At 55.4% G+C, this 13,771-nt stretch carries 12 protein-coding genes and 2 pseudogenes; 7 read left to right on the top strand and 7 right to left on the bottom strand.

The annotated features are described in order from the left end of the window. The first annotated feature begins 37 nt into the window (after positions 1–37). Positions 38–1,861 carry a maltodextrin glucosidase gene (gene malZ / locus ABOC21_RS19145; protein WP_426812898.1) on the top strand — a complete coding sequence of 608 codons (1,824 nt, stop codon included), beginning with the start codon at positions 38–40 and terminating at the stop codon, positions 1,859–1,861. A 53-nt stretch (positions 1,862–1,914) separates the two neighbouring features. Next, entirely contained in the window at positions 1,915–2,049 is a 135-nt protein-coding gene (locus ABOC21_RS19140) for a hypothetical protein (protein WP_426812897.1), read from the top strand. On the opposite strand, the pseudogene fba reads toward ABOC21_RS19140, so the two are convergent. The 7 genes and pseudogenes from fba to acpH all read right to left on the bottom strand — a co-directional run bounded on the left by fba (position 2,046) and on the right by acpH (position 7,910). After that, positions 2,046–2,907, bottom strand: a pseudogene (fba, locus tag ABOC21_RS19135) (class II fructose-1,6-bisphosphate aldolase). The gene ABOC21_RS19140 and the pseudogene fba overlap by 4 nt on opposite strands. Positions 2,908–2,936: 29 nt before the next feature. Continuing rightward, positions 2,937–3,899, bottom strand: coding sequence for a carbohydrate kinase family protein (locus ABOC21_RS19130; protein ID WP_426812896.1), 963 nt, complete (start codon positions 3,897–3,899; stop codon positions 2,937–2,939). Between the two features lie 66 nt (positions 3,900–3,965). After that, a complete protein-coding gene (locus tag ABOC21_RS19125) occupies positions 3,966–5,357 on the bottom strand; it encodes a PTS ascorbate transporter subunit IIC (protein ID WP_426812895.1) in 1,392 nt (463 codons plus the stop codon). Between the two features lie 20 nt (positions 5,358–5,377). After that, positions 5,378–5,665, bottom strand: coding sequence for a PTS sugar transporter subunit IIB (locus tag ABOC21_RS19120; RefSeq protein WP_426812894.1), 288 nt, complete (start codon positions 5,663–5,665; stop codon positions 5,378–5,380). 5 nt (positions 5,666–5,670) lie between these two features. Beyond that, a complete protein-coding gene (locus tag ABOC21_RS19115; RefSeq protein ID WP_426815536.1) occupies positions 5,671–6,114 on the bottom strand; it encodes a PTS sugar transporter subunit IIA in 444 nt (147 codons plus the stop codon). Between the two features lie 442 nt (positions 6,115–6,556). Next, positions 6,557–7,159 (bottom strand): peroxiredoxin, encoded by a 603-nt coding sequence (locus tag ABOC21_RS19110; RefSeq protein WP_004858569.1) that lies wholly within the window; start codon positions 7,157–7,159, stop codon positions 6,557–6,559. A gap of 169 nt (positions 7,160–7,328) precedes the next feature. Next, complete coding sequence (gene acpH / locus ABOC21_RS19105) at positions 7,329–7,910, bottom strand: ACP phosphodiesterase (protein WP_426812893.1); 582 nt, start codon at positions 7,908–7,910, stop codon at positions 7,329–7,331. A gap of 361 nt (positions 7,911–8,271) precedes the next feature. Between acpH and queA the strand changes: the two genes are divergently transcribed. The 5 genes and pseudogenes from queA to secF all read left to right on the top strand — a co-directional run bounded on the left by queA (position 8,272) and on the right by secF (position 13,734). After that, complete coding sequence (gene queA, locus ABOC21_RS19100) at positions 8,272–9,342, top strand: tRNA preQ1(34) S-adenosylmethionine ribosyltransferase-isomerase QueA (RefSeq protein WP_426812892.1); 1,071 nt, start codon at positions 8,272–8,274, stop codon at positions 9,340–9,342. Positions 9,343–9,395: 53 nt separating this feature from the next. Then, the gene (gene tgt / locus ABOC21_RS19095; protein ID WP_426812891.1) at positions 9,396–10,523 is read left to right on the top strand and encodes a tRNA guanosine(34) transglycosylase Tgt; all 1,128 of its coding nucleotides are present in this window, start codon (positions 9,396–9,398) and stop codon (positions 10,521–10,523) included. Between the two features lie 22 nt (positions 10,524–10,545). Continuing rightward, entirely contained in the window at positions 10,546–10,878 is a 333-nt protein-coding gene (yajC, locus tag ABOC21_RS19090; protein ID WP_095094335.1) for a preprotein translocase subunit YajC, read from the top strand. A 25-nt stretch (positions 10,879–10,903) separates the two neighbouring features. Continuing rightward, complete coding sequence (gene secD / locus ABOC21_RS19085) at positions 10,904–12,751, top strand: protein translocase subunit SecD (RefSeq protein ID WP_426812890.1); 1,848 nt, start codon at positions 10,904–10,906, stop codon at positions 12,749–12,751. Positions 12,752–12,761: 10 nt separating this feature from the next. Next, positions 12,762–13,734 (top strand): annotated as a pseudogene (gene secF, locus ABOC21_RS19080) (protein translocase subunit SecF). The last annotated feature ends 37 nt before the right edge of the window (positions 13,735–13,771 follow it).

Raw genomic sequence — 13,771 nt, 5'->3', positions numbered from 1 at the left:
GGCAAGGTGTGCCCATTCTGTAAAGAGAGGAATAACGATGTTGAAGGCATGGCACCTGCCTGTTGCCCCGTTTATCAAGGAGCAGCAGGGACGACTCTTTATCACCCTGTGGGTTAGCGGCGATGAGCTGCCGCAGCGCGTTACGCTGCGTGCGGAAGAGGACAACGAAGAACTTTCGCTGCCGATGCACCGTCTGCGTCAGGAGCCGCGGCCGGGCGTCGTCGCGTGGCGCGGAGAGATTAATCTTGCCAGCGGCCAGCCGCGTCGGCGCTATAGCTTCAAGCTGCTGTGGGCCGACCGGCAGCGCTGGTTTACCCCGCAGGGCTTTAACCGCTTCCCGCCGGCGCGGCTGGAGCAGTTTGCGGTCGATCTGCCGGACAGCGGCCCGCAGTGGGTTGCCGATCAGGTCTTTTATCAAATCTTTCCTGACCGCTTTGCGCGCAGCGAACCGCGCGCCGCCGATCAGGATCGGCCCTACCATCACCACGCTGCCGGACAGGATATCGTACAGAAACAGTGGGATGAACCGTTAACCGGCGAGGCGGGTGGCTCAACCTTTTACGGCGGCGATCTGGACGGTATCAGCGAGAAGCTGCCGTATCTCAAGCAGCTCGGCGTCACGGCGCTGTACCTGAATCCGGTGTTTGTCGCGCCGAGCGTGCATAAATACGATACCGAAGATTATCGTCGCGTTGATCCGCAGTTCGGCGGCGACGCCGCGCTGCTGCGCCTGCGGCACAATACGCAGCGGGAAGGGATGCGTCTGATCCTCGACGGCGTGTTCAACCACACCGGAGATTCGCACGTCTGGTTTGACCGCCACCAGCGCGGCAGCGGCGGCGCCTGCCACAACGCGGATTCACCGTGGCGCGACTGGTTCACCTTTTCCCCCGAGGGCGAGGCGCACAACTGGCTGGGCTACGCCAGCCTACCGAAGCTGGACTACCGGTCGACCAGCCTGATTAACGAAATCTACGCCGGTGAAGACAGCATCGTGCGCCACTGGCTGAAAGCGCCGTGGAGCATGGACGGCTGGCGCCTGGACGTGGTGCATATGCTGGGTGAGGGCGGCGGGGCGCGCAATAATCTGCGCCATATTGCCGGTATAACCCAGGCGGCGAAGGAGACACAGCCGGAATCCTTTGTTTTTGGAGAACATTTTGGCGACGCGCGCCAGTGGCTGCAGGCCGATGTCGAAGATGCGGCGATGAACTATCGCGGGTTTACCTTCCCGCTGTGGGGCTTCCTGGCGAATACCGATATCTCTTACGATCCGCAGAAAATAGATGCGCAAACCTGCGTGGCATGGATGGATAACTACCGCGCCGGGCTGTCGCACCAGCAGCAGCTGCGGATGTTTAACCAGCTGGATAGCCACGATACGGCGCGCTTTAAGTCGCTGCTGGGTAAGGACGTCGCGCGTCTGCCGCTGGCGGTGGTCTGGCTGTTCTGCTGGCCGGGGGTGCCGTGCATTTACTACGGCGACGAAGTGGGCGTTGACGGCAATAACGATCCTTTCTGCCGTAAGCCCTTCCCGTGGGACCCGGCTTTGCAGGATGCGACGCTGCTGGGCCTGTATAAACGCATGGCGAAGCTGCGCAGGGCGAACCAGGCGCTGCGCTACGGCGGCTGTCAGGTGATTTACGCCGAAGAAAACGTGGTGGTGTTTGCCCGGGTGTATAAAAATCAGCGCGTGCTGGTGGCTATCAACCGCGGTGAAGCCTGTGAAGTGGTGGTGGAGGATTCCCCGCTGCTGGACGTCGGCGAATGGCAGCTCAAAGAGGGCGGCGGGGCGCTGTATGACGGCGTGCTGACGCTTCCGGCCATCTCCGCCAGCGTGTGGTTTAGCCGTCAGGGATAAAGCTGATGTAGAGGCGGCCCGCGCTGGGCCGCCTTGCTGGCAAAATCATCGACGTGAATTTGCGGCTGCTCGACTGGGTGATTGCCGTTGAGCGACTGCGTTGTTTCCGCCAGCGGATGGCCGGGGGCGACAGCAAATACGTTAACCAGCCTCCGGCGCTGTGCCCTGCAATGGCGTCGTCGACCTAATAGCGGTTCTGTGAGCCAAACAGCTCGATGCGCCGCGCAATCATCTCGCGCACCGGCTTCAGCCCCTGATTGATCACCTTACGCGGGTCGTTCACATCGTGACCGGTATCGGCAGAAAACAGGGCCTTCACCTCCTGGCACCAGGCGTACATATTTTCGGTATTGACGTTAATTTTGGCCGTACCGCAGGCAATGGCCTTACGCATGTCGTCGTCGGCAATGCCGGTGCCGCCGTGCAGCACCAGCGGAACCTTAACCCGCTCCGCGATGGCCTTCATCTCCGTAAACCCGAGCTTTGCCTTGCCTTTGTACAGCCCGTGGGTCGAGCCTAACGCCGCCGCCAGACAATCGACCTGAGTTTCGCTGACCAGGGTGTAGCACTCCTGCGGGTCGGCATAAATCACCGTCGAGTTGACGATCCCGTCTTCGCTCCCGGCGATGGTTCCCAGCTCGGCCTCAACCGAAATGCCTCGACTGTGCGCCAGCTCGACCAGATGGCGGGTGATGGCCAGGTTTTCGCTGAACGGCAGGTGCGAACCATCAAACATGATAGAGCCTGAATCCGGCCTCAATAGCCGCTTCGCAGGCCTCTTGGGTGGTTCCGTGATCGAGATGCAGGGCGACCGGAATATCAATGCCTAAATAATCGATCGCGTTAACCACGATGTCATGAATACATTTCAATCCCAGCATATGCTTAACGGTGCCGCCGGAGACGCCTAAAATAACCGGAGAGCGTAGCTGTTGTCCGGTGCTTAATACCGCGCCGACCCATTCCAGATTATTAATATTGAACTGCCCTACGGCGTAACCGTTCCGCAGGGCATGCTGAAGCATGTCCTTCATAGAAACTAACATGATCACCTCTCGATATTGATTAACGAAAATTATTCACCAAAATATTGCGTTAAGTTTCTTTCGTAGTTATTTAACGAGTTATGGACGACGGCAAGGTCGGGCATTGATTCGCGTACGCCCTTTTTCTCAATAGAGATTGCGGCGGTCAGGCTGGCAAACAAAATAATATTGTCGATATGCCACGAGTAGTGCACGCCATAGGTAAACGCTCCGTGGAATACGTCCCCGGCGCCGGTGGTATCGACAACGTTGCACAGCCAGGCAGGAACAATTTGCAGCATGCCGTTTTTTAAAAATGCGCAGCCTTTTTCCCCCAGAGTAATAAAGGCGTCGCCGCGACAAATATTATTTAGATCGATCAGCGCCGCTTTAATTTCAACTTCGGTATCCAGCGCGCGATACCCCATATAGTCGCGGGCAAAATGTTCGCTAACCACAAAGTAATCGGTCCAGGCCGCCAGCTTAATATTGCTGGCGCGCAGCGAACCACCGTCCATAACCACCCTGGCCGCTGGCAGTTTCTTTATAATATATTCACTGAGTTCCGCTTCGTGCCCATCAATTAATAGCGTTACCGGTTCCTCTGACTCAATGAGCCGCGTGGCCAAATCATCAATTTTCAGCTTCTGGTCGTAGGTCAGCGAAGGCGGCGTCTGCATTTTGCGGGTAATAATCGTCCTTGAGCCCGTTAAGCGATTCACCAGCACCGATGCCAGCGGGGTGATCATTTCATCGGAGAAGACGACCTGGCTGGTATCGACTCCGGCCTCGGCAAACTCATCGATAATACGCTGGCCGTAGAGATCCTTATTCAAGTGGCCAATGTAGTAAACATCTTCACCCCACAGGCCCAGCAGCCACGCTGCATTTGCTGCCGGGCCGCCGCCGCTCTCGATAAAATCGTGGCAGAAATTTTTGGTATTCTCCTGCGGCCATTCGTTAAGAAAAAAGAACTGATCGAAACATGAAAACCCAATGGACAAGATAGCCATAACAACTCCTGATTATTTTGTCAGCTGCGGGAGGTAATCCCTTCCCGCAGGGAAAAATGAAACCGTTTATTCATTTTTCTTATCCGCAGTGAGCTCCTCATAGCTGAGGGTGTCACCGACTACGCGAACTGAACGGAAGCAGAATGGCACCAGCAGCGCCACCAGAAGCGCCAGGCAGATGAGATAAATCGTTATCTGCCCAAAGTGGGTGAATGCATTACCGATGATGATGCCCCAGACCGCGAAGTCGAAGTCGGCGAAGGTGCTATTCTCAAAGCCGAGGCCACCCAAAGCCGGAAGCAGCATCGCCGGCAGGAACGCAAGGAATATGCCGCCGATAAATGAGGCGATGACGCAGCCGCGTTTGCCGCCCAGCTTATCGGCAAAGACCCCGGACGTTCCGCCGCAGAAGAAGTGCGGCACCATGCCCGGGATAATCAGCGCCATGCCAAACGCGCCGAGGAACAGCATGCCGACCAGGCCGCCAACGAACGAGCTGATAAACCCTACGACGACGGCGGTTGGGCTGAAGGTAAAAAATACCGCACAGTCGACGGCGGGGATGGAGTTTGGTATCAGCTTCTGGCTGATCCCCTGGAACGCCGGGACGAGATCGCCGAGGATCAGTCGTACGCCGTTGTAAACGATGGCGACGCCGACCGCGAACTGCAGGCCGGTAAGGATAGAGAAGATCAGCATATTCTGATCGGTTATCGTACGCAGGTACGTCGTGCCCGCGACGGCGCTGCAGACAAAGTAGATAACAAACATCACGATCCCGGTGGTGACCGTGGTGTCGCGCAGAAAGCCCCATTTCTCTGAGATTTCGGTATCGGCAAATGAATTTGCCGGATTGCCGGTTTTCGTCGCGATCCAGGCCGAGATGTAGTAGCCCAGGGAGCCGAAGTGCCCCATCGCAATACCGCCATCTTCGGTAACCTGTTTGGTATAGCGTTGACCGATTGCCGGAGAAATCGCTGACCATGAGCCCAGCAGGAACCCGCCGATTAACACCAGCATCCAGCCGTGGAATTCTGCCGCCTGCAGCACCGCGGAGAACAGGCATGCCAGGAAGAAAGAGTGGTGTCCGGTAAGAAAAATATATTTGTACTTGGTGCAGCGGGCAATCAGCAGATTGAAAATAAAACCTAATAGCAAAATGCTCATGGTTTCCACGCCCAGCATTTTTTGCGCGACGGAAACGATGGCTTCGTTATTAGGGATTACTCCGCGAATATTAAAACCGGCTTCAATAATACCGCCGAGGGGGTTGAGGTTTGCCACAATAACCCCTGCGCCGGCGCTTAACATCAAATAGCCTAATATTGGCTTTAAGGTTCCGGTAAGTAATTTATTGCCCGGAGAGCGCAGCGCCACTAAACCGACGAATGCGATAATGCCCATCAGAAACGCGGGTTGACTAAATATTTCCGCTAAGAAGCTAAGAATAGCCTGCATGGTCGTTCCCTCAATAATGATTAAGAGTGAGTCGCAGCAATTTTGGTGAGCGCTTCAGTAATATCTTCAGCAATTTTTGCTTTGTGCACATAGCTGCGAATAATGGCGACGTTGCAGCGTGCAGGAAACTGGCTTGCCAGCTCTTTTATTGTGACGTAGAGGTCGGCCTTTTCTCCTACCGCGTTGGCAAAATCAACGGAAGCGACGTCGGCTTTAATTCCTAATTCATCGCATATTTTTTTGACATTATTCGCAGCCATTAATGAACTGCCAATACCGTTACCACAAACCGTTCTGATAACTAACATAATGACTACTCCATTTGCTTTTGGATGAAATGTAATACTGAATGGATGTCATGCTCCTGCTGAAGAAACGTGACAATATCTGACTCAATCAGCGAGGCGATCAGCTGGATCATTTTTATATGACTATTCGCATCCGCCCCGGCGATGGAGATGATGACGTTCACCGGATCAAACTCTTCATGGCCAAACGCGATCGGCTGTTGGGTGGTGATTAAGGAGAAACCCGTTCGCCATGCGCCTTTTTCCGGCCGGGCGTGAGGCATCGCCAGGCCGTGGTCGATAACTATCGCCGGACCAAAATCCCGATACACCTCGACCATCGCATTAATATATTCCGGGCGGCAAATATTTTGCCGGACAAGCAGCGTTCCGGCGCATTCGATCGCCTGCTCGGCTGTGGAAATATTCTGCTGAAGCGCAATTAATGTAGGGTTAAAAATAATGTCCATCATCCGATCCTTAATACCTTCATATTCCTGAATCAGATCATGAACAAAGATATCAACAAAAATTATGGTGCAGATCACATATGGATTTTTAAATATTGAAGCCGATCACATCGAAGAGATTGGGGAAATATTTTTCTCGAACGGATAAATTTTATTATGTCGTTATATATCAACTGCTTATAATTTTTTATTTTTCCGGGGGAGGAACCGCCGGAGGGAGAGAATGGGCCTGCGTCTTAATTTAAAATGAAAAAATGCAGCGCTTATCACAAATATCAGGGCGCTTTTTCAGCAAAGTTTGAACGGGGTTGCAAAAAAAGCCGTGCAGAGGGGGCTTTTACCCCTTTAGGGTATCCGCCGCCTATTTCCAGCAGCCGCCAGGCCGGGCGTAAAGCAACAAAAAAGGCTCGCCGCGGCGAGCCTTTTTATGAACGGCAGCCGATTACAGGCTGGAAACGTTCTCGGTCAGGTATTTAGCCACGCCTTCCGGAGAAGCGGCCATCCCTTCTTTACCTTTTTCCCACTGTGCCGGGCACACTTCGCCGTGCTCTTCGTGGAACTGCAGCGCGTCAACCATACGCAGCATTTCGTCGATGTTACGGCCCAGCGGCAGGTCGTTAACCACCTGGTGACGAACAACTCCGTTGGCGTCGATCAGGAAGGAGCCGCGCAGCGCAACGCCTTCGTCCGGATGTTCGATACCGTAGGCTTTCTGGATTTCACGCTTGATGTCAGCAACCATCGCGTATTTAACCGGACCGATGCCGCCCTGGTCTACCGGGGTGTTACGCCATGCGTTGTGAACGAATTCGGAATCGAAGGAAACGCCAACAACTTCTACGCCGCGCTTCTGGAATTCTTCATAGCGTTTGTCAAAAGCGATCAGCTCAGACGGGCATACGAAGGTGAAGTCCATCGGCCAGAAGAACAGTACGGTTGCTTTACCGTTGGTGTGCTGTTTGAAGTTGAACTTCTCAACGATTTCGCCGTTACCTAAAACTGCTGCCGCGGTAAAATCCGGAGCCTGACGAGTTACCAGAACCATATGATTCTCCTGTTAATACTAAGGTTAATTGAAACGCAACGCGGGCAAGTATAGGGACAGGTTCATGCGAACTCAACGTGACGTTGACAATCAATGAGATAGGTTTTGCCTATCAATTTATATCGGAAAACGGTGTTCAGAATAGTCTTTCTGTGAGAAAGCGCAATCTTTATAGTTCGCGCCTGGTGGCCTGCGCCATCATGCGCGGGTAAAAAAGCCAGAACTGCCGCTCCAGTTTGTCATAGTGGGTATCGAGGTCCTGCCACGAGTCGCGCAGGGCGTCGAGGCGCGGGCGACGGCTGGCCATGCCGTTGAGAACGCTCTGAATAAAGTCCATATCTTCGTAGCGTTCAAGCCAGCGCTCCGACCACAAATAGGCATTGAGATTGACGAAGCGCGGCGGCGAGTCCGGCAATATGGTCGCCACCTGAGAATGGGCATAGCGGACGAACTCGCTGAGCGGCATATCGGGCGAGACGCGGTCCCAGTGGCGGGAGAGGAAGTGATCCCACATGACGTCGAGCGTAATTGGCGCCACGCGCCGGGTTTGCGGACGAAACCACTGCCGGGCGGCCTTAACTTCCGCCAGATTGTCGGTCATGACGTCGATGCGCCGATGCATAAAAATGCCGTCGACAATGTCGACCGGGAAGTCTGCCTGGGGATTGCCGCGAACGAAATCGGCCAGAAGATTGCCGGGCAGCGAGCTGTCGGCGAGATGGGCTAAGTGCAGGTGCGCAAGAAAATTCATATACCTTTTATCCTTCAAACTGCCTCTTTGTTGGCTTCGGCTACCCGGCTCATCTTTGAGCCTCGCCCTTCCGGGCCGCCACTCCGCGGCGTTCAAATCCGTTCCTGACAGATTTGTCGCTCGCCCGGCCATATACTCATGTAAGCCCCGGGAATTAATGAGGGACATTCCTGTCCCTCACCGAAGGCAGCCCGCGGCTGTTAAAATTCGTTCCTGACGAATTTGTCATTCAGCTGCCGCGTCGATGCATCTTGAATGGTTTTGTGGATAGATTATGTTATTCATCCAGAGGGGTAAAGGTTGCAGGGAGAACGCCCCGGCACTAGACTACCCGCCTCTTTATTTAGTCTGAGCCACCGTCATGCGCGTTACCGATTTTTCCTTTGAACTACCCGAATCCCTGATCGCCCACTATCCGCAGCCCGAGCGCAGTAGCTGCCGCTTGCTGTCGTTAGAGGGGCCGACGGGCGCGCTGACGCACGGCACTTTCACCGATCTGCTCGATAAGCTCAACCCCGGCGATCTGCTGGTCTTTAACAATACCCGGGTGATCCCGGCGCGCCTGTTCGGGCGTAAGGCCAGCGGCGGCAAGATTGAAGTGCTGGTCGAGCGCATGCTTGATGACAAACGTATTCTGGCGCACATCCGCGCCTCGAAGGCGCCGAAGCCGGGCGCCGATCTGCTGCTGGGCGATGATGAAAGCATCCAGGCCACGATGGTGGCGCGCCACGACGCGCTGTTTGAAGTCGAGTTTAACGACCCACGTCCGGTGCTGGATATTCTCAACAGCATCGGCCATATGCCGCTGCCGCCCTATATCGACCGCCCGGATGAAGATGCCGACCGCGAGCTGTACCAGACCGTTTATAGCGCCAGACCGGGCGCGGTAGCCGCGCCGACCGCGGGCCTGCACTTTGACGAACCGCTGCTGGAGAAGCTGCGCGAGAAGGGCGTTGAGATGGCGTTCGTGACGCTGCACGTCGGCGCGGGGACGTTCCAGCCGGTGCGCGTGGACAGCATTGAAGATCACATCATGCACGCCGAATACGCCGAAGTCCCGCAGGATGTGGTTGATGCGGTGCTGGCCGCCAAAGCGCGCGGCAGCCGCGTTATCGCCGTGGGAACGACCTCGGTACGTTCGCTGGAGAGCGCGGCCCAGGCGGCAAAAAACGATCTCATCGAGCCCTTCTTCGGCGACACGAAGATTTTTATCTATCCGGGATATCAGTACAAAGCGGTAGATGCGCTGGTCACCAACTTCCATCTGCCTGAATCCACTCTGATTATGCTGGTTTCGGCGTTTGCCGGCTATCAGCACACCATGAACGCCTATAAGGCTGCGGTAGAACAAAAATATCGCTTTTTTAGCTACGGGGACGCGATGTTTATCACGTACAATCCGCGGGCTATTTTTGAGCGTGTCGGGGAATAACTCCGCGACATGAGTGTTTAACGTCAGACTGTTTTTCTGACGCAGGAGTTAAAATGAAATTTGAACTGGATACCACCGACGGTCGCGCCCGCCGCGGTCGCCTGGTGTTTGAGCGCGGCGTGGTTGAAACGCCTGCCTTTATGCCCGTCGGGACCTACGGTACCGTTAAAGGGATGACGCCGGAAGAAGTTGAAGCCACCGGCGCGCAGATCATTCTGGGCAACACGTTCCACCTGTGGCTGCGTCCTGGTCAGGAGATCATGAAGCTGCACGGCGATCTGCACGACTTTATGCAGTGGAAAGGGCCGATTCTTACCGATTCCGGCGGCTTTCAGGTCTTCAGTCTCGGCGATATCCGCAAGATAACCGAGCAGGGCGTACACTTCCGCAACCCGATCAACGGCGATCCTATCTTCCTCGATCCGGAAAAATCGATGGAGATTCAGTTCGATCTCGGCTCCGATATCGTGATGATCTTCGACGAATGTACGCCGTATCCGGCGGAGTGGGATTACGCGAAACGTTCGATGGAAATGTCTCTGCGCTGGGCGCAGCGCAGCCGCGACCGCTTTGACGGCCTGGGCAACAAAAACGCGCTCTTCGGTATCATTCAGGGCAGCGTTTACGAAGATTTACGTGATATCTCCGTTAAAGGTCTGGTAGATATCGGTTTTGATGGCTACGCTGTCGGCGGTTTGGCTGTCGGCGAGCCGAAGGAAGACATGCACCGTATCCTCGAGCACGTCTGCCCGCAGATCCCGGCGGATAAACCGCGCTATCTGATGGGCGTCGGCAAACCTGAAGATCTGGTTGAAGGGGTACGTCGCGGTATCGATATGTTCGACTGCGTTATGCCTACGCGTAACGCGCGTAACGGTCACCTTTTCGTCACCGATGGCGTGGTGAAGATTCGTAATGCGAAGCATAAAAGCGACACCGCGCCGCTGGATGCCGAGTGTGATTGCTATACGTGTCGCAATTATTCACGCGCTTACTTGCATCATCTCGATCGTTGCAACGAAATATTGGGCGCGCGCCTCAATACCATTCATAACCTTCGCTACTATCAGCGCTTAATGGCTGGTTTACGCAAGGCTATTGAAGAGGGTAAATTAGAGAGCTTCGTGGCCGATTTTTACCAACGTCAGGGACGAACCGTTCCGCCTTTGAACGTTGATTAATTTTAATAATGAGGGAATTTCAATGAGCTTTTTCATTTCTGATGCGGCAGCAGCAACCGGTGGCGCAGCGCAGAGCAGCCCGATGTCTCTGATCCTGATGCTGGTGGTGTTTGGTCTGATTTTTTACTTCATGATCCTGCGCCCACAGCAGAAACGCACCAAAGAACATAAAAATCTGATGAGCTCCATCGCCAAGGGTGATGAAGTGCTGACGAATGGTGGCCTGGTGGGTCGCGTCACTAAAGTTGCCGAAAGCGGATATATTGCTATCGCACTGAACGACACCACTGAAGTGGTTATCAAACGTGACTTCGTAGCCGCCGTTCTGCCGAAAGGCACCATGAAGGCGCTGTAATCCACTTTTCCCTAAGGGAACTGCCGTGTTAAACCGTTATCCTTTGTGGAAGTACGTCATGCTGGTCGTCGTCATTGTCGTCGGCCTGCTGTACGCGCTCCCCAACCTGTATGGTGAGGATCCGGCCGTTCAAATCACTGGCGCGCGCGGCGTCGCCGCCAGTGAGCAAACGCTGATCCAGGTCCAGAAAACGTTACAAGAAGAAAAAATTACCGCTAAGTCTGTGGCACTGGAAGAGGGCGCAATCCTTGCGCGCTTCGACACCACCGATGTCCAGCTGCGCGCGCGCGAAGCGCTGGTAGAGGTGTTAGGCGATAAGTACGTCGTGGCGCTGAACCTTGCGCCGGCAACCCCGCGCTGGCTGGCCGCCATTTACGCTGAGCCGATGAAGCTCGGGCTTGATCTGCGTGGCGGCGTGCACTTCCTGATGGAAGTCGACATGGACACCGCGCTGGGCAAACTGCAGGAACAAAATATCGATAGCCTGCGCAGCGAGCTGCGCGATAAAGGCATTCCTTACTCCACCGTGCGTAAAGAAGACAATTTTGGTCTGAGCATCGCTTTCCGCGACGGTACCGCGCGCGATCAGGCTATCTCTTATCTTAGCCCGCGCCACCGCGACCTGGTTATCTCCACTCAGGGCAGCACCGGCCTGAAAGCCGTAATGACCGACGAGCGCCTGAAAGAGGCTCGCGAATACGCCGTGCAGCAGAACATCAACATTCTGCGTAACCGTGTAAACCAGCTCGGCGTTGCCGAACCGCTGGTGCAGCGTCAGGGCGCCGACCGCATCGTGGTTGAGCTGCCGGGTATTCAGGACACCGCGCGCGCGAAAGAAATTCTTGGCGCCACCGCCACCCTGGAGTTCCGTCTGGTCAACAGCAACGTTGACAGCGCCGCAGCCGCTTCCGGCCGCGTCCCGGGCGACTCTGAAGTCAAAGATACGCGTGAAGGTCGGCCGGTTGTGCTGTACAAGCGCGTGATTCTGACCGGTGACCACATTACCGACTCCACTTCCAGCATGGACGAGTTCAACCAGCCGCAGGTTAACATCTCCCTGGACAGCGCCGGCGGCAACATCATGTCTAACTTCACCAAGGACAACATCGGTAAGCCGATGGCGACCCTGTTTGTGGAGTACAAAGACAGCGGTAAGAAAGACGCCAACGGTCGCGCCATTCTGGCGAAAGAGGAAGAGGTGATTAACATCGCCAACATCCAGTCTCGCCTGGGCAACAGCTTCCGTATCACCGGTATCAGCAACCCGAACGAAGCGCGTCAGCTCTCTCTGCTGCTGCGTGCCGGTGCGCTGATTGCGCCGATTCAGATCGTTGAAGAACGTACTATCGGTCCAACCCTGGGGATGCAGAACATCAAGCAGGGCCTGGAAGCGTGTCTCGCCGGTCTGGTGGTGTCGATCCTGTTCATGATTTTCTTCTATAAGAAATTCGGCCTGATCGCGACCTCTGCGCTGGTGGCGAACCTGGTGCTGATCGTCGGTATCATGTCCCTGCTGCCGGGGGCGACGCTGAGTATGCCGGGGATCGCGGGTATCGTGCTCACCCTTGCGGTGGCGGTCGATGCTAACGTACTGATCAACGAGCGTATTAAAGAAGAGTTGAGCAACGGACGTTCCGTTCAGCAGGCGATTGATGAAGGTTACCGGGGCGCATTCAGCTCGATCTTCGATGCGAACATTACGACGTTGATCAAAGTTATCATCCTGTACGCGGTCGGTACCGGTGCCATTAAAGGGTTTGCTATTACCACCGGTATCGGCGTAGCGACCTCGATGTTTACCGCTATCGTCGGCACCCGTGCCATCGTGAACCTGCTGTACGGCGGCAAGCGCGTTAAAAAGCTGTCTATCTGAGGAGTGCGTTGTGGCACAGGAATATACTGTTGAACAATTGAACCACGGCCGTAAAGTCTATGACTTTATGCGCTGGGACTACTGGGCTTTCGGCATTTCCGGTTTTCTGCTGATCGCCGCCATCGTGGTGATGGGCGTGCGCGGGTTTAACTGGGGTCTGGATTTCACCGGCGGTACGGTGATTGAAATTACTCTCGAAAAACCAGCCGAACTGGACCAGATGCGCGAAGCGCTGCAGAAGGCGGGCTTTGAAGAGCCGCAGGCTGCAGAACTTCGGCAGCAGCCGCGACATCATGGTGCGTATGCCGCCGGTACATGATACCAACGTCAGCCAGGAGCTGGGCAGCAAGGTCGTGAGCGTGATTAACGCGGCGACCAGCCAGGACGCGACGGTTAAACGAATCGAATTCGTGGGGCCGAGCGTCGGGGCCGATCTTGCACAAAGCGGCGCGATGGCGCTGCTGGCGGCGCTGATCTGTATCCTGGTGTACGTCGGTTTCCGCTTCGAGTGGCGTCTTGCCGCCGGGGTGGTTATCGCCCTGGCGCACGATGTGGTCATTACGATGGGCATCCTCTCGCTGTTCCATATCGAGATTGACCTGACCATCGTCGCCTCGCTGATGTCGGTTATCGGCTACTCGCTGAACGACAGCATCGTGGTATCTGACCGTATTCGTGAAAACTTCCGTAAGATCCGCCGCGGTACGCCGTACGAGATCTTCAACGTGTCGTTGACCCAGACGCTGCATCGTACGTTGATCACTTCCGGGACCACGTTGGTGGTGATCCTGATGCTGTACCTCTTTGGTGGTCCGGTTCTCGAAGGCTTCTCGCTGACGATGCTGATCGGTGTCTCCATCGGTACGGCCTCTTCTATCTACGTGGCGTCCGCGCTGGCGCTGAAGCTGGGCATGAAGCGCGAGCATATGCTGCAGCAGAAAGTCGAGAAAGAAGGGGCGGATCAGCCGTCAATTCTGCCGTAAGGCAGTCCCGTTCTGATAACGCAATCCCGGTCGCAAG

This window comes from Klebsiella sp. WOUb02 (assembly GCF_050058015.1).
GTDB lineage: Bacteria > Pseudomonadota > Gammaproteobacteria > Enterobacterales > Enterobacteriaceae > Klebsiella.
Note: the sequence above shows the minus strand (reverse complement) of the source record. Positions and strands in the feature narration are given on the sequence as shown.